At 71.3% G+C, this 19686-nt stretch carries 19 protein-coding genes and 1 pseudogene; 8 read left to right on the top strand and 12 right to left on the bottom strand.

Going from position 1 to position 19686, the window contains the following annotated elements; translation table 11 throughout:
- From MXD62_RS35825 to MXD62_RS35795, 7 genes and pseudogenes are all read right to left on the bottom strand, one after another.
- A pseudogene (locus MXD62_RS35825) lies at nucleotides 1-191 on the bottom strand (ABC transporter substrate-binding protein); the annotation flags it as partial.
- Between the two features lie 270 nt (nucleotides 192-461).
- Nucleotides 462-1259 (bottom strand): SDR family oxidoreductase, encoded by a 798-nt coding sequence (locus MXD62_RS35820; protein ID WP_248833764.1) that lies wholly within the window; start codon nucleotides 1257-1259, stop codon nucleotides 462-464.
- 8 nt (nucleotides 1260-1267) lie between these two features.
- Nucleotides 1268-2170 carry a sugar phosphate isomerase/epimerase gene (locus MXD62_RS35815; protein ID WP_248833763.1) on the bottom strand — a complete coding sequence of 301 codons (903 nt, stop codon included), beginning with the start codon at nucleotides 2168-2170 and terminating at the stop codon, nucleotides 1268-1270.
- 18 nt (nucleotides 2171-2188) lie between these two features.
- Nucleotides 2189-2998 carry an NAD(P)-dependent oxidoreductase gene (locus tag MXD62_RS35810; protein ID WP_248833765.1) on the bottom strand — a complete coding sequence of 270 codons (810 nt, stop codon included), beginning with the start codon at nucleotides 2996-2998 and terminating at the stop codon, nucleotides 2189-2191.
- 37 nt (nucleotides 2999-3035) lie between these two features.
- The gene (locus MXD62_RS35805) at nucleotides 3036-3878 is read right to left on the bottom strand and encodes an NAD(P)-dependent oxidoreductase (protein WP_248833762.1); all 843 of its coding nucleotides are present in this window, start codon (nucleotides 3876-3878) and stop codon (nucleotides 3036-3038) included.
- Nucleotides 3875-4459 (bottom strand): nuclear transport factor 2 family protein, encoded by a 585-nt coding sequence (locus MXD62_RS35800; RefSeq protein WP_248833761.1) that lies wholly within the window; start codon nucleotides 4457-4459, stop codon nucleotides 3875-3877. The genes MXD62_RS35805 and MXD62_RS35800 overlap by 4 nt, the downstream gene beginning before the upstream one ends.
- 79 nt (nucleotides 4460-4538) lie before the next feature.
- Complete coding sequence (locus tag MXD62_RS35795) at nucleotides 4539-5594, bottom strand: zinc-binding dehydrogenase (RefSeq protein ID WP_248833760.1); 1056 nt, start codon at nucleotides 5592-5594, stop codon at nucleotides 4539-4541.
- A 161-nt stretch (nucleotides 5595-5755) separates the two neighbouring features.
- Here MXD62_RS35795 and MXD62_RS35790 point away from each other — a divergent pair, with 161 nt between their 5' ends.
- Nucleotides 5756-6439 carry a helix-turn-helix domain-containing protein gene (locus tag MXD62_RS35790; protein WP_084647220.1) on the top strand — a complete coding sequence of 228 codons (684 nt, stop codon included), beginning with the start codon at nucleotides 5756-5758 and terminating at the stop codon, nucleotides 6437-6439.
- A gap of 2 nt (nucleotides 6440-6441) precedes the next feature.
- Nucleotides 6442-6891 (top strand): nuclear transport factor 2 family protein, encoded by a 450-nt coding sequence (locus tag MXD62_RS35785; RefSeq protein WP_248833759.1) that lies wholly within the window; start codon nucleotides 6442-6444, stop codon nucleotides 6889-6891.
- Between the two features lie 42 nt (nucleotides 6892-6933).
- Here the strand turns inward: MXD62_RS35785 and MXD62_RS35780 are convergent, their stop codons facing one another.
- The 3 genes from MXD62_RS35780 to MXD62_RS35770 form a co-directional block, all read right to left on the bottom strand.
- Nucleotides 6934-7461: an NUDIX domain-containing protein gene (locus MXD62_RS35780; RefSeq protein ID WP_248833758.1), complete on the bottom strand. Its 528-nt coding sequence runs from the start codon at nucleotides 7459-7461 to the stop codon at nucleotides 6934-6936.
- 95 nt (nucleotides 7462-7556) lie between these two features.
- On the bottom strand, nucleotides 7557-8192 hold the full coding sequence (locus tag MXD62_RS35775; protein ID WP_248833757.1) for a maleylpyruvate isomerase N-terminal domain-containing protein: 636 nt from the start codon (nucleotides 8190-8192) through the stop codon (nucleotides 7557-7559).
- Between the two features lie 225 nt (nucleotides 8193-8417).
- Entirely contained in the window at nucleotides 8418-10592 is a 2175-nt protein-coding gene (locus MXD62_RS35770; protein WP_248833756.1) for an MMPL family transporter, read from the bottom strand.
- 271 nt (nucleotides 10593-10863) lie between these two features.
- On the opposite strand from MXD62_RS35770, the gene MXD62_RS35765 reads away from it, so the two are divergent.
- Nucleotides 10864-12078: a sensor histidine kinase gene (locus MXD62_RS35765; protein WP_248833755.1), complete on the top strand. Its 1215-nt coding sequence runs from the start codon at nucleotides 10864-10866 to the stop codon at nucleotides 12076-12078.
- The gene (locus tag MXD62_RS35760) at nucleotides 12075-12752 is read left to right on the top strand and encodes a response regulator (RefSeq protein ID WP_018503940.1); all 678 of its coding nucleotides are present in this window, start codon (nucleotides 12075-12077) and stop codon (nucleotides 12750-12752) included. The genes MXD62_RS35765 and MXD62_RS35760 overlap by 4 nt, the downstream gene beginning before the upstream one ends.
- A gap of 59 nt (nucleotides 12753-12811) precedes the next feature.
- Here the strand turns inward: MXD62_RS35760 and MXD62_RS35755 are convergent, their stop codons facing one another.
- Complete coding sequence (locus MXD62_RS35755; RefSeq protein WP_248833754.1) at nucleotides 12812-13381, bottom strand: hypothetical protein; 570 nt, start codon at nucleotides 13379-13381, stop codon at nucleotides 12812-12814.
- A 282-nt stretch (nucleotides 13382-13663) separates the two neighbouring features.
- Here MXD62_RS35755 and MXD62_RS35750 point away from each other — a divergent pair, with 282 nt between their 5' ends.
- From MXD62_RS35750 to MXD62_RS35740, 3 genes are all read left to right on the top strand, one after another.
- On the top strand, nucleotides 13664-14512 hold the full coding sequence (locus MXD62_RS35750) for a class I SAM-dependent methyltransferase (protein ID WP_248833753.1): 849 nt from the start codon (nucleotides 13664-13666) through the stop codon (nucleotides 14510-14512).
- A gap of 69 nt (nucleotides 14513-14581) precedes the next feature.
- Nucleotides 14582-15586 (top strand): cold shock domain-containing protein, encoded by a 1005-nt coding sequence (locus tag MXD62_RS35745; RefSeq protein ID WP_248833752.1) that lies wholly within the window; start codon nucleotides 14582-14584, stop codon nucleotides 15584-15586.
- Between the two features lie 206 nt (nucleotides 15587-15792).
- Nucleotides 15793-16011, top strand: a complete 219-nt coding sequence (locus MXD62_RS35740; RefSeq protein WP_020464544.1) for a cold-shock protein — start codon at nucleotides 15793-15795, stop codon at nucleotides 16009-16011.
- Between the two features lie 69 nt (nucleotides 16012-16080).
- Here MXD62_RS35740 and hrpB read toward each other — a convergent pair whose 3' ends face one another.
- Nucleotides 16081-18681, bottom strand: a complete 2601-nt coding sequence (gene hrpB / locus MXD62_RS35735) for an ATP-dependent helicase HrpB (protein ID WP_248833751.1) — start codon at nucleotides 18679-18681, stop codon at nucleotides 16081-16083.
- Between the two features lie 356 nt (nucleotides 18682-19037).
- On the opposite strand from hrpB, the gene MXD62_RS35730 reads away from it, so the two are divergent.
- Nucleotides 19038-19556 carry a hypothetical protein gene (locus tag MXD62_RS35730; RefSeq protein WP_248833750.1) on the top strand — a complete coding sequence of 173 codons (519 nt, stop codon included), beginning with the start codon at nucleotides 19038-19040 and terminating at the stop codon, nucleotides 19554-19556.
- The last annotated feature ends 130 nt before the right edge of the window (nucleotides 19557-19686 follow it).

Raw genomic sequence — 19686 nt, 5'->3', positions numbered from 1 at the left:
GCGTTGCCGAGGATCGCCGGATCCAGAGTGCGCGGATCACTCAGCGTGAGGATCCGCCCTTCGCCGCCCGCCACCGGCTCACCCGAGGGCCTCGCGGACCCGGCGGGATCGCTGCCGCCGCCGCAGGCCTCCAGGAGAAGCGCCATGCAGCATGCGACAGCAGCGACGAATAATCGCGTCCCACGATTCATTTTCCACCCTTCCATGGGCATGAGCGTCACCCCTGCCCTCCTGGATTTACCGGCGATGCCGTCTCGACACATCATCGGGGGTGGGACCGTGGAGGTCTTTGCGCATTCGGCCAACTCTTTGCCCGTAGCAGCCAAAACCCGGCTCGTGATTCGACGTCGACGATTTCGGGTCATCTGGGCTATTTTGCGATCATTCGCGAACGAGAACAGCAGGCTTCCTCTGACCGCCCGGCCGCTACAGGCAGCGGCAGGCCCGGGCCCAGGGTGGTGTCAGGACCCTGTGCCGGCGCTGCTCGTGGATGATCCCCGGCTCATCACGAGGACGGCGTCGCGGCGGCTTGTCGCGCCGAAGGGTGAGCCGCCGGTGGGGTTCTGGCTGCCGAAGATCCAGGTGGGCCCGTCGGTGAGGTGGTCGAGTGCCTGCTTCGCGACGTCGGCCGGGTCCGCGGCGTCGCCGTAGGGTTCACCTTTCGCGTCGAACACCCGGCGCATGGACGGGGTGTCGGTCCTGCCGAGCACGAGAGCGAGGACGTCGACGCCGCTGGTGTGCCATTCGGCCCAGAGCGCCTCGGCGAGGAGGAGATCGAAGGCCTTGGTGGCACCGTAGGTGGCGAGCGTCGCGCCACCGGCCCAGGCCGCGCCGGAGGTCACCAGAACCAGGCCACCGCGCCGCCGGGCGACCATCGGGCCACCGAAGCGGTAGGCGGCTTCGAGGACGCTGTCGCAGTTGCGGTGGATCAACTTCAGATGGGTGTCGAGGTCCTTGTCGAGGAAGAGGGTGCTGGTGTCGTCGCCGCCGGCGTTGTAGACGAACAGTCCGATTTCGAGGTCGGAGGTCGCGTCCGCGAGCGATGCGACGGCGCCTGGCACGCTGAGGTCCAGCGCGACCGTGCGGACCTCGACGCCGTGTTTGGCTCGTATTTCCTCGGCGAACGCCTCCAGGACGGGAACCCGCCGGGCGACCAGGACGACGTTCAGGCCCCGGGCTGCCATCTCGTGCGCGAACGCGGCGCCGACTCCGTCGGACCCGCCGGCGATGATGCCCCACGGTCCGTATTTGTCTGTCATAACTGTCGTCACCTTTCGATGGTGGGTGGGTGGGCGGTCGGCGGCGCCCCGGCGCCCTCAGCGCCCCCGGCGCCCTCAGCGCCCTCAGCGCCCTCAGCGGTCAGGAGGTCGCGTGCTGCCTGCACGCAGCGGCGGGCACGTTCTTCGGTCGGCTCGCCTGCCTGGGCCGCGGAAAGCATCGGAACTTCGAGCCCGATCACGATGTCCGGGGGGAGTACGGCGAGGATGTCCCGTAGGGGGAGCTCACCCTCGCCTGGCACCATCCTGTTGATCGAGTCCTCACGGTAAACCGTGCCGCGCTGCTGGAGCGTGTTGTCGCTGAGCTGCGCGTAGGCGATCAGGGCAGGATCGACCGCGGCCAGGTCTGCCGGGGTGTGCCCGGACCGCGCCAGGTGCATGGTGTCGATGAGTAGCCGGAAGTCCGGGCGCGCGACGTGACGGACCGCCGCCAGCGCGGAGTCAAGATCCTTGATGGTCAACGAGGGCGCGAACTCGACCGTCGTCTGCATCCCGCGTTCGCTGGCCATCTCGGCGAGCGTCCCGAACTCGTCGTGGCTGCGGTCGAGGTCCGGGTCCATGGTGACGGTGTTGACCATCGCGATGCCGAGTTCGGCCATCACGTCCAGGTCCGCGGCGTAGCCGCGCATGTCGCTCCCGGGACGGACGACGAACCCTTCGGCAAGGGAGATCGACACCTCGCGTTCGCGCATCGCCGCGATCGTCCGCTGCCGCAGCGCGGCGTCGTCGCGCAGCGAGAACGGCGCATAGCCATGTGGGTTGATCGGGTTGCCGGAAAGCACGGCGGCTATGTATCTGCAACCGAGATCCGCGGCAAGATACACGAACTCCACCGGCGGCAGCCCGAAGACGGTCTGGTGCTCGATACCCAACCGTCCCGCAGTGATCGACATTCGAGTATCCGTCCGGATTCAGCTGGACCGCATGGCGGCGACGAAACGCTGTGCGACCTCGACCAGCCCGCTGCCGGGGGCGTCACCGAGAATCTCGGCCATCAGCGTGACGTCTTTGGTGAGCGTCAGATTCGCGGGCGAGTCCGCGAGACCGGCGAGGGAATGGGCACGCAACCGCACTCCGGAGGCTACGCAGGCCGAGCTGCTGGTCGCCAGGACCGCTGCGAGGCCCGCGGGGTCGACGCCGAGCGATTCCCCGGCTTTCATCGCGTCGTCCGCGAGCGCGATCTGCGCGGAGAACATCGTGTTGTTGACGAGCTTCGCGTACGACCCCGCCCCGACGGCGCCGAGGTGTACGACATGGTTGGACAGCGCCGAGAGCAGCTCGGTGACATCGGCGAGCGTGTCGGCATCCCCGCCGATCATGATCGTCAGTTCGCCGGTGAGGGCCCGTGGTTGCCCGCCACTCACCGGCGCGTCCAGGACACGTAGGCCGTGCGTCGCCGCCCGCCCGGCGATCTTACGGATCTGTGCGGGTGCCACCGTGCTGTGGACGAGCACGACCGCGCCGGGATTGAGGGTGCCGGCCAAGCCGTCCGGTCCGAACATGACCTCTTCCACACCTGCCGCGTCAAAGACACAGATGCCGACTGCGTCGACCAACGCGCCCATCTCCGCCGGGGTGGCCGCGATGGCGACGCTGGTGCCGGCGAACGGTTCCAGCGACTCCGGCCGCCGGGCGTAGAGGGTGAGGTCGTGACCTTGCGCCTGAAGCCGTTGCGCCATCGGCAGCCCCATGCTGCCGAGCCCGATGAATCCAGTCTTCACGGTGTCCTCGTCGTGGTAGCTCTCGGCGTACTGGTGGTCATGGTGTCCGGGCCGGTGCACCGGTCTGGCGGAACACCTTCGTCTCGACGGCGTCGGAGGCCAGTACTGTCCCGATGACCCCGAGGTCCGCGCCTGTGCTGCGTGCGACCTCGCGGACCACGGTGACGTCCTTGAGCATGAGGTCCCCGATGCGCCCGGGGACCGCGTCGACCGACCCGCCGCTGGCGACGATCGTGAGGGCGCGGCTGGCGCCGCTGCCGTGCTGGACGGCCGCCAGGATCGCCTTCTCCTCGATACCCAGCGAAGCCGCCAGGCGCACCGCATCGACCGCGAGGCCGACCTGCGCGACGAACAGCGCGTTGTTGACGAGCTTGACCCGCTGGCCGTTGCCCAGCTCTCCCACGAACATGATCGGGGATGCGTACGCCCCGAGGACCGGTCGCATCTCGTCCAGCAGGGTTTCGTCGCCGCCCACCCACAGGGTGAGGCGGCCGGCGGCGATGTCGTGCGGACCACCTGAGAGGGCGGCGTCAAGAACTCGTATTCCCCGGTCGGCTCCCTGCTCGGCGAGCAGGCGCACGGTCGCGGGGTCGGAGGTCGTGTGCTGGACGAGCGTCGCTCCCGGCCGCATCGCGGCGATGGCCCCGTCGGGGCCGAGGCACACCTGTCTGACCTGGTCGTCCCGAAGCACCACGGTGAACACCGCGTCGGCGTCACGGACGGTCTCCGCCACGGTCGCCGCCCAGCGCAGCCCGTCGGCCTCGGCCGCTGGCCTGGCCTCCGGGCGGCGCACCAGCACCGTGACGTCGTGGCCGGCGGCCGTCAACCGGTCGAGTATCGGCCGGCCCATCCGGCCCGGCCCGACAAATCCGATCTTCATTGATCCTCCAGACGGCGTGCGTGCCGGCGCTCGACCGGCGGGTCACCGCCGACCGGCGGGTCACCGCCGACGGGCCGGTCGCCACCGGCGGGCGGGGGTGGGGCAAGCATGGCGCGATGTTCGGGGGTGCCGTCGAGGCTGGCGTTGACCCGCTCGCTGATGCGCCAGCCCTGCGGTGTGCGTGACCAGCGCCAGGTGTTCGCGGAGACGCGGGCCACCCAGAACCGGTCGGCGTCGGCATCCCAGCGGATGTTCAGCGCGTAGCTTCGGCCGGTCGCCTGGTCCCCGTCGACCTCGATGTGCGGGACGGTCAGGACGTGGCCGCAGCCGCCCTGGATCAGCCTCTGGTGGCCGCCGTTGACCATGTCGACAATGGCGTCCCGGCCGCGCATCCGCAGGTGGGGAACCGCGTCGAAGGTACCGTCCTCGGTCCACAGCTCCGCCGTGGCGGTGGCCGACCCGCTGTCGACGGCGGGTCCGTACTGGGCGACGAGCTGCATGATCTCGACCTGGTCCTCCAGCAGCCGGACCTTCGCCGCCAGCGTCTCGACAGCGGCACGCAGTTCCTCGGTCTCGCTCATCCAGGACAGCCCTTTCGAACGTGTATGGCACGAGCGAGCATCGCCGGTCCGACGCCGGCCGTTGGCCGGCGGAGGTGGTTCAAGGGACGACGACGATGCGGACGGGTCCGTTGGCGTCGCGGGAGGCGTTGAGCGCCTCGGCGACGTCGTCGAGCCCGACGGTTCGGCCGAGCATCGGTGTGACGTCGAGGTCGCCCGAGCCGACCGCCGCGAACGCCTCGTCCCAGTGCTGCATCGACGGGCCGCCCCCGAACTGGATGTTGATGCCTTTCCGCTTGGCGGTGAGGGTGTGCAGGTGATCGCCTTCCGGCGGCCCTCCCACCGAGAAGATCCGGGTGTTGCGCTCACAGCCCTTGATGATCGAATCCAGGACGCCGGGAATGCCGACGCACTCGAACACGACGCATCCCGGCAGGCCGGCGACCGCCATCAGTTCCCTCATCGCCTCGGGCGTCCCGTAGGCCACGTCACGCCAGGCCTGGTACGGGGACACCTCGGCGGGGTCGATGACCACGTCCGCTCCCATGGCCAGCGCGGTCTCGCGACGCGAGGCGACGAAGTCCACCGCCAGGATCGGCCCGACCCCCAGCCGCTTCAGCTGCGCGATCACGGACAGGGCGATCGCCCCGCAGCCGATGACCAGCGGCACCTCCTTCGTCGTCACCTGCGCTCGGGACGCGGCCGACAGGCCGACCGAGACCGCGTCGGCGATGCAGACGATCTCGTTCGGCAGCTCGGAGACCGCGACCCGGGTCATGGCCTCGTCGAGCAGGAGATACTCGCCGAACCCGCCGGGTGACTCCGGATTCTGGCCGACGATCTTCCGCCCGGTGGGCGTGGACAGCACCGGCAGCGAGCTCACCCGGGCGCCGACGGGGATCCGCCGCTCGGTTCCGGGGCCGTAGTCGACGACCTCTGCGCAGTACTCGTGGCCCATGACGATGTCGACATCACGGTCGTAGGTCGACATCCCGCTGTCATCGTCGACGCCCGCTTCCAGGTGATCCATGAAGTGGATGTCTGACGCGCAGATGCCGCACGCGAGCGACCGCACCAGCAACTGGCCCGGACCCGGAACCGGGTCGTCGATGACCCGGGCCTCGACGGCTCCCTCTCGCAGTACGGCTGCTCTCATCGGCTCTCCCTCGTCAGCGACCAGGACACGATCCCGTCACGGGACTGTAGTGACATCCAGCCAGTTATAGAAGACATCGTCCTGAAATTTTCCGGGAGATAATGTCCTGGAAGTCGCGGGAGCGGTGCCGGCTGTAGCGCCGGGACCATACGATCGCGGGCATGGCAGAGCCTGCTCGCCGCCCAGGACGCCCACGTGACGCGAGCATCGACGAGCGCGCGCTGGCGGCGACCCGCGAGCTCCTCGTGGAACGCGGCTTCGACGCGACCACGATCCAGGCCGTCGCGGCACACTCCGGCGTGCACGCCTCGGCCATCTACCGTCGCTGGGGGTCACGGATCGAGCTGATCGAAGAAGCGACCTTCCCCGGGCTCAGCCCGCCGAGCGTGCAGCCGACCGGAGACCTCCGCCGAGACATCCGCCGGTTCGTCCGCGCCTACCTGGCAGCTTTCAGCGCCCCCGCGTCCCGCGCGGCCGCGGCCGGTCTCCTCGCCCACCACCAGGCGTCCAGCCGGCCCCGCCCGCCGGATCTCTACCTACGGGTCTCCGCGCGGCCACAGTTCCAGGACATCCTCCGCGCCGCACCGCCCGGCAGCATCGACCCGGACGTCGATCCCGACGACGTCTTCGACATGCTGCTCGGCGCCATCCTGGCCCGTACCCTCCTGTCCGCGGCCACGGCACGGAGCCGTCCCGTGGAACGCACCGTCGAAATGATCATCAGATTGCTGCAGCCCCGAACCGGCCACGCCGCCGACCAGGCCAGCCCGTACACCCAGACGCAGACCAACCACGGCACCGCCGGCCGGGGACAGCCTGCCGCTCCGGGAAAGACAGGAAGGTAGCCGTGTCCAACTTCCAGGAAGACCACGCGCAGATCAGCGACGTGGTCATCCGCTACGCCACGGGAATCGACCAACGAGACTGGGAACTGTTACGAACCTGCTGGACGCCCGACGTCGAGGCCGACTACGGCTCCTTCGGACAGTTCACCGGCGCCGACGCGCTCACCGAGGTCATGGCGCGAACCCACGAGAACATGGGCCCGACGTTCCACCGCATATCGAACATCGCCATCAGGATCGACGGGGACCGGGCGGCCGTCCGGTCCTACGTCCACGGCGTCCTCCTGGTAACTCCCGACGATCCGGCGAACTGGGTCGATGTGATCGGTAGCTACGAGGACATCTTCATCCGAACCACGGAGGGCTGGCGCATCAGCCGGCGTGTCGCCCGCACCGCCCGGACACTGACCGCCAGCACCACACCCCCGGCCGCACAGCTCGTCCCAGAATGATCCCTGCCCCGGGACCCCGCCCAGGACGGCCCTGAACGAGCTTCAGGAGGCGGAGGCCGGCACCTGCCCCTCGATTCGCGCGAAGTAGAAGGCCATCGCGTCGGTATGGGTCGGGAACACGAGCTGCCGCGGCTCCGTGACGACCAGCCACTCGGTCGTCTCGTTCGTCGCGATCACCGGCGGTAGCTCGGCCCAACGCCGTTCCGGCAGGAGGCCGAACACCAGCAGGAACCGGCCGTCGTTCCCGCTGTGCACGTCGAACAGGCGGACATCCGCCGCCTGCTCGGTAATTCCCGTCTCCTCGCTCAGCTCCCGAACGACAGCGTCGCGCCAGGCCTCGTCCAGCTCCATGAAACCGCCGGGCAGCGCCAGCTCGCCACGGCCGGGGTCGATGTCGCGGCGCACCACCACCAGACCGCGTCCGCCGTCAGGTTCCACGACAGGCAGCAACGCCACCGCCACCGGAAGCGGATTGAGCCACGTTGTCTCGCCACAGCCAGCACATACCCGCGGCCACGCCACATCAGGCTGGTACTTCGTGCCGCAGTACGAACAGAACGAGTTCCGCATGGCGCACGACCATATTCGATCGGCGCCGGCACGCCTGCCGAACGCCTGCGCGGTTCACGGCGACATCCGGCGGCCCGCCTCGGGTTACCCGTCGCTCAGATCGCCGTAATCGTGGCGGGGGCACGCTCGGCGCGGCTGAACGCACGCAGGACGGCCGTGGGCCCGTGCCTGTGCACCGCGAGACGGGTCAGCAGGGCGAGTACCGTGTCGGCGGCCGGGGCGGGCAGCTCCGGTGTCGGCACGCCCACACTTACCGCCAGGTCGTCCGAGTGCACGGCGATCTCCAGTGTGCGGGTGGTCAGGAAGTCGTCGAGGGACAGCACCATCGACTCCAGGCTCACGATCCGCCCTGCAGGCTCGGCTGGCAGCAGGTCGCGCAGCTCACTGATGGCGGCGTCGACCAGGGCCGCCAGCGCGCCCGGACCGTCCGCGGCCATCTCCTCGCTGAGGCGGCGGATGGTCACGTTGAGGTCGTCGTCCAGGGGCGCGCCGATCCACACCGCCTGGGTGGTGTAGTGGTCGAACAGAGCGACGGGTTCCTCGTCCGGTGGCTTTTCGGCGAGCAGCCGGGGAATGATGGTGATCTGCCAGGCCAGGTGCGCGGTCAGCCCGCTGACGCGGAATTCGGCCAACGCGCTGTCTGTTTCCCACGACGCGGCGACCGCCGGATCGCGCAGCAGCGCCGCAGCTGATGCGGCGACGTCCAGATAAAGCTGCCTACCTGATGTCATACGGCCGATCCTCCCGCGACTTGCTTGCCAGCGGCACGCCCAGGAGTCGCCCTGCGGATATCCCTTTCATTGACCGGCGACGGTGGCCGGCTGACGGCTGACGGCTGTGTCCGCGGCCAAGCGCCACTCGCCGGACAACAATCATGGTCGCTGTCGGAGTCCTGACCGACCTCGTCCCACGGGTGGAGCTGGCGCAGCGGACTCTGTCCGGGCTCGATGCCGTGGTCAGCCGCACTTCGCCAGGTCGACAGGCACGGCGGGCACGGGCTGCTCGCACTGCCGTGGGAGGCCGGCGCCGCCTGAGCCCACCCGGGGCAGCCGGCGGTCGAGCCAGCGGGGTAGCCACCAGTTCGCCCGGCCCAGCAGCGCCATCGTGGCGGGAACCAGCACCATGCGGACGATCGTCGCGTCGAGCACAATCGCCGCCGCCAGCCCGAGACCCATCATCCTGACCAGCGGAGAGGGGTTGGCGACGAAGCTGAGGAACACCACCGTCATGATCAGCGCCGCGGAAGTGATCACGCGACCCGTTCCCGCCATGCCGCGGGCCACTGATTCGGCGTTGTCCCCGGTGGCGTCGTACTCCTCACGGATCCGCGAGAGCAGGAACACCTCGTAGTCGATGGACAGGCCGAAGAGGACCGCGAAGAAGATCGTCGGCAGCGGCGACGCGATCAGGTACGTCCCCTCCAGGCGGAACAAACTCCCGAGCCACCCCCACTGGAACACGGCAACGACGACGCCGTACGCGCCGCCGATCGACAACAGATTCAGCAGGGCGGCCTTCAACGGCAGCACGACAGACCGGAACACCACCATCAGCAGCAGGAACGACGCGGCCAGGATGGCGGCGATGAAGATCGGCAGGGTGTCGGCGAGCTGCCTGGTGAGATCGTCGGTCAGCGCGGTCGTCCCCGACACCGCGACGTTGCCGGGGACGAGGTCACGGATGCGCGCGAGGGTCTCCGACGTCGCGGTGTCCGCGGGGGCCGTGGTGGGGAGAGCGTGCAGCACGGCCGTGTCCCCGGCGGGAGAGATCTGTGGGTCGCCGACCGTGGCGATGCCGGTGTCCGCGGCGACGCGCCCGGCCAGCGCGCGGACGGTGTCGAGGTCCGCGCCCGGCCGGCGCAGGTCGGCGACGAGCAGCAGGGGGGCGTTCACCCCCGGGCCGAATCCCTCCGCCAGCAGGTCGTAGGCGCGGCGGTGCGTGGTGCTGGTCGAGTCGTCGCCGGCGTCCGGGAAGCCCGTCCGCATCCACAGCGCCGGCGCGGCCAGCACGAGCAGCACCGCCGCGGCGACGAGCAGGTACGGCCACGGCCGGCCGGAGACGCGGTGGGCGAGGCGCCACCAGGCCGTGTCCCGGGGATGCCGGGCGGCGCGCCTGCGCCCCAGGACCCGCCCCGCGTCGATGCGGCCGCCGAGCAGCGTGAGCAGCGCCGGCAGAAGTGTCAGGGCGCTCGCCACGGCGAACAGCACTACCAGGGACGTGCTGAGACCGATCGAGGCCAGGAAGCCCAGGCCGGTCAGCACGAGGGCGAGCATCGCGACGACGACGGTGCCCCCGGCGAGCAGGACCGCGGTGCCCGACGATCCCATCGCGTTCGAGAGCGCGGTGGGATCGTCCTGGCCGGCCGCGCGGTTCTCGCGGTAGCGGGCCACGACGAACATGGCGTAGTCGATGCCCACACCCAGACCGATCATCGCCCCGATCGTGGGGGCCGCCGAGGACACGTCCATGGCGTTGGCCAGCAGCACGACGCCACCCACCCCGGCGGCGACGGTCACCAGGGCGAGCACGATCGGGACGAGTGCGGCCACGATCGTGCCGAACGCGACGACCAGCACGACCAGCGCCGCCAGCAGGCCCACCATTTCCGTGCCCGAAGTCGCCGCCTCGGCGTTGATGAACGCGGCGTCGCCGCCGAGCTCCGCCACGAGACCGGCGTCCCGCGCCGGCCGCAGCTGGTCGGTGATCGCGGCGAGGGCCTCCGGGCCGACCTCCGTCGCCGGCACGTCGAAGGTGATCTCGGCGAAGCCGACGCGTCCCCCGGGCGACACGGTGCCGGCGGTGAACGGATCGGTCACGGTGGCGACGTGCTCCACGCCCTCGAGGCGGGCGACCGCCGCGGAGACGGCGTCGCGGTGACGCTCGAGTCGCTGTCCTTCCGCCACGGCGAACACCGCCAGGGCGCTGCCGCCGGCCGCCTCGGGAAAACGTTCCTCGAGCAGCTCCATCGCGTTCTCGCTCTGGCTTCCCGGAGCGACGAGGTCGTCGGCGAAAGGGCCGCCGACCGTACCGGCCAGAGCCAGCAGAAGAGCGGCGACGACCCCCCAGACGGCGATCGTGAGCTTTGGCCGGCGCGCGGCCGCGTCCCCGACGCGGCGGGTGAACTGTTTCATGGCTGGTTCTCCTGAGAGCGGCGTCGCGTTCCGTTCCTGCGCCGCTCCACTGTGCTTGTCGGCGTCCCGGGTCGTCGCCCGCCCACGGAGGGGTTCGGTGCCCCGCCGGAAGGCGGGTCGCACGGCGCGGATTCGGGGTTCCTCTCCGCCTCACGGGGGAGGCCGCATTACGCCTGGAGGCTGGCGACTGCTCTTCCGGCCTCGCCTACCGTGAGGCGGTGCCCATTGCGAAACCGCGGCCGCCAGCCGTGAACCGCGCTGAGAAGTGACGGTGAACCCCACGGCGTCGCCCTTCCGGACGCCACCAGAGAACGCTCCGGGGCGGTTTCGGGGTCCTTTCGCCCGCTGGCCGCGCGCCGCGGACGCCGCCCTCGCCCTCGCGTCCTTTGTCATGACGGTGTTCGTGGTGGACGGGCCCGGCGACACGCTGTTGTTTCGTTCGATCGGTGACGCCCCGATCCTCGTCCTCGTGGGCTGCGCCGTGGCCAACCCGGCGCTGTACTGGCGCAGACGAGCGCCCCTGCTCGTACTGGGCGTGGCGCTGACCGCCTGGGCCGTGCTGCTCGGCGGCGGTACCACCCATCTCGGCTGGCCCACGATCATCGGCCTGTACGCGGTGGGCCGTTACGCCGCCGTGGACTGGCGGGGACCCTCGGGAGCCGCCGCCGCAACCGCGCTGGCCAGCGTCGACGGTCTCGACGATCCGGGCCCCTGGTGGCAGGTGCCCGTCTTCGGCAGCCTCGTGATGTTCGGGGCCTGGTATGTCGGACGCCGTGTGCAACTCCGCGGGGACCGTGCCGCGCAGCTCCGGCGGGAACGGGCCGCCGAGACCCGCCGGATCGTCACCGACGAGCGGACCCGTATCGCACGGGAGCTGCACGATGTCGTCGCCCACCGGGTGAGCCTCATGACGGTGCAGGCCAGCGGGGCCAGAGCCGTCGCCACCGAGGACCTGGCGGCCGCCCTGCGGGCGATGGAGGCGGTGGAGGAGGCGGGGCGCCAGGCGCTTGAGGAGCTGCGCCATCTGCTTGGCGTTCTACGACCGGAGACCAGCCCCGACGATCTCGGGCCCCAGCCCAGCCTCGCGGAACTGCCCAGGCTCATCGAGCAGATCCGCCGGGCGGGCGTGGACGTGACGCTGGCCACGGACGGACTGCCAGCCGGGCTTCCGGCCCGCCTGGACCTGTTCGCCTACCGCATCATCCAGGAGGCACTCACCAACGTGCTCAAGCACGCCGGCCCCGGCGCACCCGCCACGGTCAGCCTGGGCACCGAACAGAACGGCCTCGTCATCGAGGTCCGTGACGACGGGCGCGGCGCCGCCGTGCTCGAGCCGGGTGCCGTCCGCGAGGGCCCGGGCGGCCACGGCATCATCGGCATGCGGGAGCGAGCGCTGCTGCTGGGCGGGAGCCTCGACGCGGGACCGTGCGCGGGCGGCGGGTTCCGGGTGGTCGCCCGCCTGCCGATCGGAGGGAGTCCCGCATGAGCATCCGCGTCCTCATCGTCGACGACCAGGCGCTGGTCCGCGGAGGCCTGGCCATGGTCCTGCGGGTACACGGCGACATCGAGGTCGTGGCCGAGGCCGGGACCGGGCTCGAGGCGATCGAGGCGGCGCGACAGCATCGTCCCGATGTGATCCTCATGGACATCCGGATGCCGGCGATGGACGGACTCGAAGCGACCTCGAGAATCCTCGCCGAGGCCGACTGGGACGTGCGGGTGCTCATCCTGACCACGTTCGATCCGGACGAGTACGTCTACCAGGCACTACGCGCCGGCGCCAGCGCCTTCGTGCTCAAGGACATCCCCGCCGACCAGCTCGCCGGCGCCGTCCGCACGGTGGCAGACGGCGGCGCGCTGCTGGCACCGTCGATCACCCGGCGTCTCATCGGGCGGTTCACCGAGCGCCGGGCTGTCGGCTCCGCCCCCTCCCGCCGCGTGGAACGCCTCACCGACCGGGAGCGTGATGTGGTGGTCGCCGTCGCCCGGGGGTCCAGCAACTCGGAGATCGCCCAGGAACTCTTCATCGGACCCGCGACCGTCAAGTCGCACGTGTCGAGCATCCTCACCAAGCTCGGATTGCGCGACCGTACCCAGGTTGTGGTCTTCGCGTACGAAAGTGGACTGGTCGAAGCCGGCGACCATGACATCGGCCGATGAGTCCGGACCGACGGTAGCTCGCGCAGCGTGAGCTACCGGTCGTCGGCGGAGCGCCGCGGTCAAAGATGCCGAACATAGCGAAAGCCATTTTTGTCTTTTCCTTCACGCAGCCCCATCACGGCCAGCGACTGATTGCGTGGCGGCCGTTCGAGCCAGCACGTCAGCCGGTCTGCCTCGGCTTCCGACGGCGGAGCATGCCTCGCCGTGCCGACGAAGAGCGGGAGCTTGGCCGCGGCTGCGCGGACCTCCTCCTCCGCATCCAGGTCGAGAAGTCCAGCGCTGTGCCACAACATCGCCAGCGCTACCAGCTCGTCCCGGTAGTCGAGGCTGTTGCGGCTGGCCACGCCGATCGCGACCAGGCCGGCACGGAGCAGCTCCGGGTCACGCCGCCGGACCGCGAACGTGGCCGCGCGCCGCGCGAAGACCCACAGCGCCTCCCAGCCCACCCGCGGCGTCAGGGCACCAATCAGCTCGGGGAACCGATCAAACGCCTCAACCTCACGCAGCAACGCGGCAATCTCGCCGTCGAAGGGATGCGGAGAAAGTAATTTTCCGTAGTCGCCGTAGTCCTTCGGCGTCTCGGTGAGGCATCGAATATTCAGGGGTGGCGGCGCCGAGCCGGTACTCACCTCAGCAGTGTCCCAGACGGCTGGCCGCAACGAGAGCATTCTCGATGTTGGCTGTCACCGTCTCGCGTCATGCTGACAGACAGGGGCCTCCAGCATGCCAGTCCGGCGTCGGCGACCACGCCCTCGAGGCCAGGGGTCTCCCGATACCCCCACACCGCCCCGTTCGATTATGGCTGACGCCAAATCACCGACGACACCCTGGCGTGGCTGGCCCGCCAAGGCCACTGAGACGCGTTCCGCGTTCGACAGTCCGCGGAGCGCGCCTCGCCTATTGTGTGGCTCATGGCGCAGGAGTTCGATGCCGAGGTCCGGCGGATGATGCGGGCGAACGAGGCGAACTGGGACGCCCGCACCCCGGTGCACGTGGCGAGCGCGTTCTACGGCCTCGACGGCAGCAGGAAACCGTTCGACTGGTTCGCGCCGTTCGAATGGGAGGACCTCGGCGACCTGGCGGGCCGGGATGTCGTCCATCTGCAGTGTCATCTCGGCACGGAAACCATCGCGTTCGCACGCCGAGGCGCCCGCGCGGTGGGACTGGACTTCTCCGGAGAATCCGTCGCACGGGCGCGGGAGATCGCGTCGCGGGCCGGCGCCGACCTACGGTACGTGCGGTCTGACGTATACGACGCGGCGGGCGTGCTGGGCCAAGGTTGTTTCGATGTCGTCTACACCGGCAAGGGTGCGCTGTGTTATCTACCCGATCTGCCCCGGTGGGCCGCCGAGGTCGCGTGTCTGCTGCGTCCCGGTGGCCGGCTGTATCTGGTGGAGTTTCATCCGCTGTTCAATGCGCTGGGTCCCAAGCCCCCGCCGGGCGTCGGCGAGGAACTGCTGCTGCGCCATGACTACCTGGCGGGCCGGGGCCCGATCGAGCGCGACGCGACCTACACGTACACCGACGGCCCCGCGCTGGGGAGCGCGACGGTCGCCTATGAATGGACGCACGGTCTCGGCGAGGTGATCGACGCGCTGGTCGGGGCGGGCCTGACCGTGACCGGGCTGAGGGAGACCGACGCGCTGCCGTGGCCACGGTGGAAACGTATGGTCCGCGGGGAGGACGGCTGGTGGCGGCTACCGGAGACGGATCCACGTGTGCCGCTGCTGTACGCACTGAAGGCCATCAGGAAGGCGTGACAGCGGACTGCGGGTGTCCCTTCCTGAGGGGAACCGGACCGGGGCCCGCTGCGTCCAAGGGCCATGGCGATGATGATGATCCGCGGCGCCCGCCTGGTGGCCGCCGTCGTACCCCTGGTTCTCACGGCCGCGGCCTGTGCCGGGGCTGCCGCCGACGCGCGGGACAGCGTCATCGGCGGCGGCGCTGTCGGCGACAGTGCCATCGCCGGTGGCAGCGCCGACACCGGTGCCCGCGCTGACGCCGCCGCTCTGCGCGTGGACCTGGTCGGTGGCTTCGTGACACCGGAGATGCTGGCCACCCGGCTGCCGGTAGTGGCCGTCTACCCTGACGGCCGGGTGCTGAGCGAGGGCCCGCAGCCCGCCGTCTATCCGGGGCCGGCGCTGCCCGACATCCAGCTGCGACGGATCTCGGCCGCCGACGTGCGGAAGCTCGTCGACCGCGCGGCCGCGGCCGGCGTCGGCGCCGAACAGGACTTCGGCCAGCCACCGGTCGCGGACGCGCCGTCGACCCGATTCACCCTCCGAACCGCGGCCGGCGTCGAGACGATGCAGGTGGAAGCGCTGTTCGAGGCGGACGGCCACGGGCTGACAGCGCAGCAGCAGTCCGCGCGGCGGGCAGCCCAGGAGCTGTTCACGGCACTCACCGACCTGCCCACCGCGCTGGGCCCGGGTGCGGTCAGCGAACCCGAGTCGTACATTCCGGCTGCGGTGGCCGCGATCGCCTCCCCCTGGGTCGGAGACTGTTCCTCGCCCTCCGACGCGGCCGTTCCGTCCGGCAGCGACCTTCCGTCCGGCGGCACCGCTCCGTCCGGCACCGACGTTCCGTGCGGCGGCGGTACCGCGGGTACGGAGCGCGTGTGGCCCGGGCCGGCGCTGCCGGGCGAGCCGGTCGGCGGAGGCGTCGATCTGAGCTGCGTGACAGCCAGCGGTGAGGAGGCTACGAATCTGCTGGCGGCGGCGCGTACGGCTGTGACCACCACACGGTGGACGTCCGACGGCAGGCAGTGGAGGGTCGCCTTCCGCCCGCTGCTGCCAGGCGAGTCCGGATGCGCGGACCTGCGTGCGGCCGGTTGATCGACCCCCACCCGACGGTCCGGACGGGATCGCCCAGGCGGAGACAAGGCGGTTCTGCTCCATCTCCGATCGAGGGCTGGATGTGGCTCCTCGCGGGAGTTGCCGCCGCCTCCGCGGTTTTCGGGGCCGTCCGGAGCGGCGTGCTGGAACGACCTGTCCCGCGAAACTCGATCGCCGCGCAGGAGCGAACAGGTCATCCTGGCTCGATGACCAAGGGCACCGTGAAGTTCTACAACGCCGAGCGGGGGTGGGGAGCGATCTCCTCCCCCGACCTGCCGCCCGGGTTCGACGCGTGGGTTGGCTTCAGCATGATCGAGATGGACGGGTACCGCTTCCTGGAGGCCGGCGACCGCGTCGAGTTCGACTACGAACAGGTCCGGCAGGACAGCTTCCGCTACCGCGCGACCCGCGTCCGCAAGCTCTGACAGGTGCCCCCACCCCTTCAGGGATGACCTGCGTCATCACCGGCCCGTGGGCCGGCGCCGTCTGACATGTCAGCGGCCGCGGGTGCGGGGGGCGACGCGGCGGGTCGGCGGGGCGGTCGTCGGGTCGTCCGGCCAGGGGTGGCGGGGGTAGCGGCCGCGCAGCTCCGAGCGGACCTGCGGGTAGCCCGTGCGCCAGAACGACGCCAGGTCGCTCGTCACCGCCACCGGGCGTCCCGCCGGCGACAGCAGGTGGAGCACCAGTGGCGCGCGGCCGTCGGCGACGACGGGTACCCGCTCCCAGCCGAACACCTCGGCGATCTTCACGGCCAGCACGGGGCCGGCCGCGCCGCTGGTGCCGCTGTAGTCGAGGCGCACCCGGGAGCCGCTGGGCACCGCCACCCGCTCGGGCGCCAGCTCGTCCAGCCGGGCGGCCTGTGGCCAGGGCAGTAGCCGGCGCAGCGCGCGGCCGGCGTCGATGCGCTCGAGGTCGGCGCGGCGCCGCACGCCGTCGAGGTCCGGACCGAGCCAGTCGGGGGCGGAGTCCAGCAGGGCGGCGTCGGTGACGTCGGGCCAGGGGACGCCGAGCACCCGGTGGCAGAACGCGAGCCTGTCCCGCAGCGCGAGCGTGTCGGCGCTCCAGCGCAGCACGGGGAGACCCGCGTCGCGCAGCCCGTCGAGCACCGCGGCCCGCAGCAGGGACGGGTCGGGCCTGGTCACCGGGCGTTCGGTGCGGATGATCGCGCCGAGGCGCTCGAGCCGGCGGGCGACGATGTCGCCGCCGGACCAGGCGACCTCGTCCTCGGTGCGCAGCAGCGCCGCGCCCGCCTCCCGCGCGGTCGCCGCGTCGAGGGTGACGGCCAGGCGCACGCGGGCGGATATCCGGCCGGGCCCGCGGTCGGCGACCGCGATGGCGAGCCATTCCGCCCCGGTCAGCGCCGAGCCCGCGGTGAGCTCGGCGCCGGTCCCGCCGGCCATCAGATAGCTCGCCCCGCCGGGATCACGGGCCCGCGCGAGCCGTTCGGGGAAGGCGAGGCCGACCACCAGCCCCGCCGCGAGATCGTCGGTCATCCCACCCGTTCCCCCGGCCGCGGGCCCGGCAGGCCCGGCCGGCCCGGCGGGTGTGGCGTCCGTGGCCGAGCGCAGCCGGCGGGTCTCCTCCCGCCAGCGGGCGGACGCGGACCGGTCCGTGTCGTTGCGCAGGCGGCGCCACGCGGCGACGAGGTCGTCGGAGGGGCCGCCCACCGGGCCGTCCCCGGAGAGCATCGCCACGACCTCCGCGGCCCGCCGCGCGCCGACGGCCCGGGTGCCGTCGAGCAGTGCCCGCGCGAGCCGCGGATGGGCCCCGACCTGGGCGATCGAACGTCCTCGCGGGGTGACCCGGCCGGTCTCGTCGACAGCGCCGAGGGCCCGCAGCGAGGCCCCGGCGGCCTCCATCGCGCCGACGGGAGGGTCGCTGAGCAGCGGCAGGCCCACGCCGCCGGGATGGCCCCAGACCGCCAGCTCCAGCGCGAAGCCGGTCAGGTCGGCGACGCCGATCTCCGGTTCCGGCTGGGCGGGCAGCCGATCGTGCTCGGCGGCGGACCAGCAGCGGTACACCCGGCCTGGCGCCTCCCGGCCGGCCCGGCCCGCGCGCTGCCCGGCGGAGGACCGTGACACCCACACGGTGACCAGCGAGCCCAGCCCGCGGGCGTGGTCCATCCGCGGGGAGCGGGCCAGGCCGGCGTCGACGACGACCCGCACGCCGGGCACGGTGAGGCTGCTCTCCGCGACCGCGGTGGCCAGGACGACCCGGCGACGCGGGCCGGCGCGCAGCACCGCGTCCTGCGCCCCGCCGGCCTGGCGGCCGTGCAGGGTGAGCACGTCGACCGAGTCCCGGTGCCCGGCGAGCCGGCCGGCGACGGCGGCGATCTCACCGGCCCCGGGCAGGAAGACAAGCACATCCCCGGACGTCTCCCGCAGCGCGCGCCCGACGGTCGCGGCGACGTGGTCGAGCAGCCGCGGGTCGACCCGCAGGCCGTGCGCCGGGGCGATCACCCCTGGTGGGGGCGCCCAGACGACCTCGACGTCGAACATCGAGGCGTCCGTCCCGACGACCGGCGCGGGCTGGCCGGGCGCGCCGAGCATCGCGGCCAGCCGCCGGGTGTCGGCTGTCGCGGAGGCGGCGAGCAGGAGCAGGTCGGGGCGCAGCGCCGCGCGGACGTCGAGCAGGAACGCGAGCGCCAGGTCGGCGTCGAGGTGGCGCTCGTGGCACTCGTCGAGGATGACCGCGTCGGTACCGGGTAGCTCGGGGTCGCGTTGCAGCCGCCGGACGAGCACTCCTGTCGTGACCACCTCGACCCTGGTGGACGGCCCGGCCCTGCGCTCGCCGCGGATCGTGTAGCCGACCGCGCCACCCACCTCACCACCGCCGGCGAGGGTGGCCATCCGCCGTGCCGCGGCGCGGACGGCGATCCGCCGCGGCTCGACGACCAGTACCCGACCCGGGACGTGGTCGGCGAGCGCGAGCGGGACAAGCGTCGTCTTGCCCGTGCCGGGCGGGGCCACCAGCACCGCGGCCCCGCCGGCGGAGCGCGGCCCGTGCTCGTCACCACCGGTCAGCGCGGCGACGAGCGCCGGCAGAGCGGACCGGACGGGCAGGTCCGCCCCGGCGACCGTGAGGTCGGGCAACATGCGCCCAGTGTCCTCGGATCAACGCGGCTGAGGGCGGCGCGGCCCCGGGCTGTGGATGACCGCGTGGCGGAAGACCAGGCTGTGGAGAGACGGGCTGCCGAAGCGCGGGCCGCGGCAGACCGGGCGGCAAGCGGACGGTGATCGGACGGTGCCCGCACCGAGGTGCCATCCGTTTCGGTTCTGGGGCCATCCAGCATCTTTCGCGGGGCGGGCGGGTCGGTCAGGCTTGGTGGCATCCCCGTCGGGTGATCGTCGTCGTTCGCCGCCCGGGGCGCCGCCCGGAACAACCCCGAGGGCGTCACCCACCCGGATCCGGTTCAACGGCGAACGACCGAACCACGCAGTGAAGGGGAACGATGACCGACCTCACTCCGGTTGACCGCGAAACATGGCTCAGCGAGGAGGAACGGCTTTCACCTCGATACCGGATCGACATGCCGGTCCTTCCATATCAGCGTCGCGCGAGTGAAGGTCCGGACTTTATCGAGGTTTCCCGGGATTCACCGCTCGACCTCCGGCAGGCCGCCGAGATGTTCGGAAACGCGGCCAAGCGGGAATGCGGCTACGATTTTCCGCTCGCCCGGGCGTTGAATTTCGGGGAGCAGCGGGTGTGGCTGCTCCCCGCCCCGCGGGTGAACGCGGTCAGCTTCGTGGCCGCCGGCGCCGTCGCTTTCAAGCTCATGGGCGGGGTGTGGGAGCTCAGGTGGATGTACGTCCACCCGTTCGAGCGGGGAAAGCAGGTGATCGACTTCTACTGGCCGAGATTCGTGGCGCTGTACGGCGACTTCACCGTTCAGCCGCCGGTCACGGCCACTGCCCAGGCGGTGCTGAACCGCCTGGGCTGGACCGCGCACGGCCCCCGATCCGCGGCATAGACCTCCCGACGGCCGCACGACCAACCCGGCGCCGACGCTGCCGACGCTGCCGACGACGATCATTCGCGGGACGGCGCTCGTCGTTCCACCACACACGAAAGCGGCCTGGCCGGCATCGCACGAGTGATCC

The sequence above is a fragment of the Frankia sp. Mgl5 genome (assembly GCF_023242985.1).
Classification (GTDB): Bacteria; Actinomycetota; Actinomycetes; order Frankiales; family Frankiaceae; genus Parafrankia; species Parafrankia soli.
Note: the sequence above shows the minus strand (reverse complement) of the source record. Positions and strands in the feature narration are given on the sequence as shown.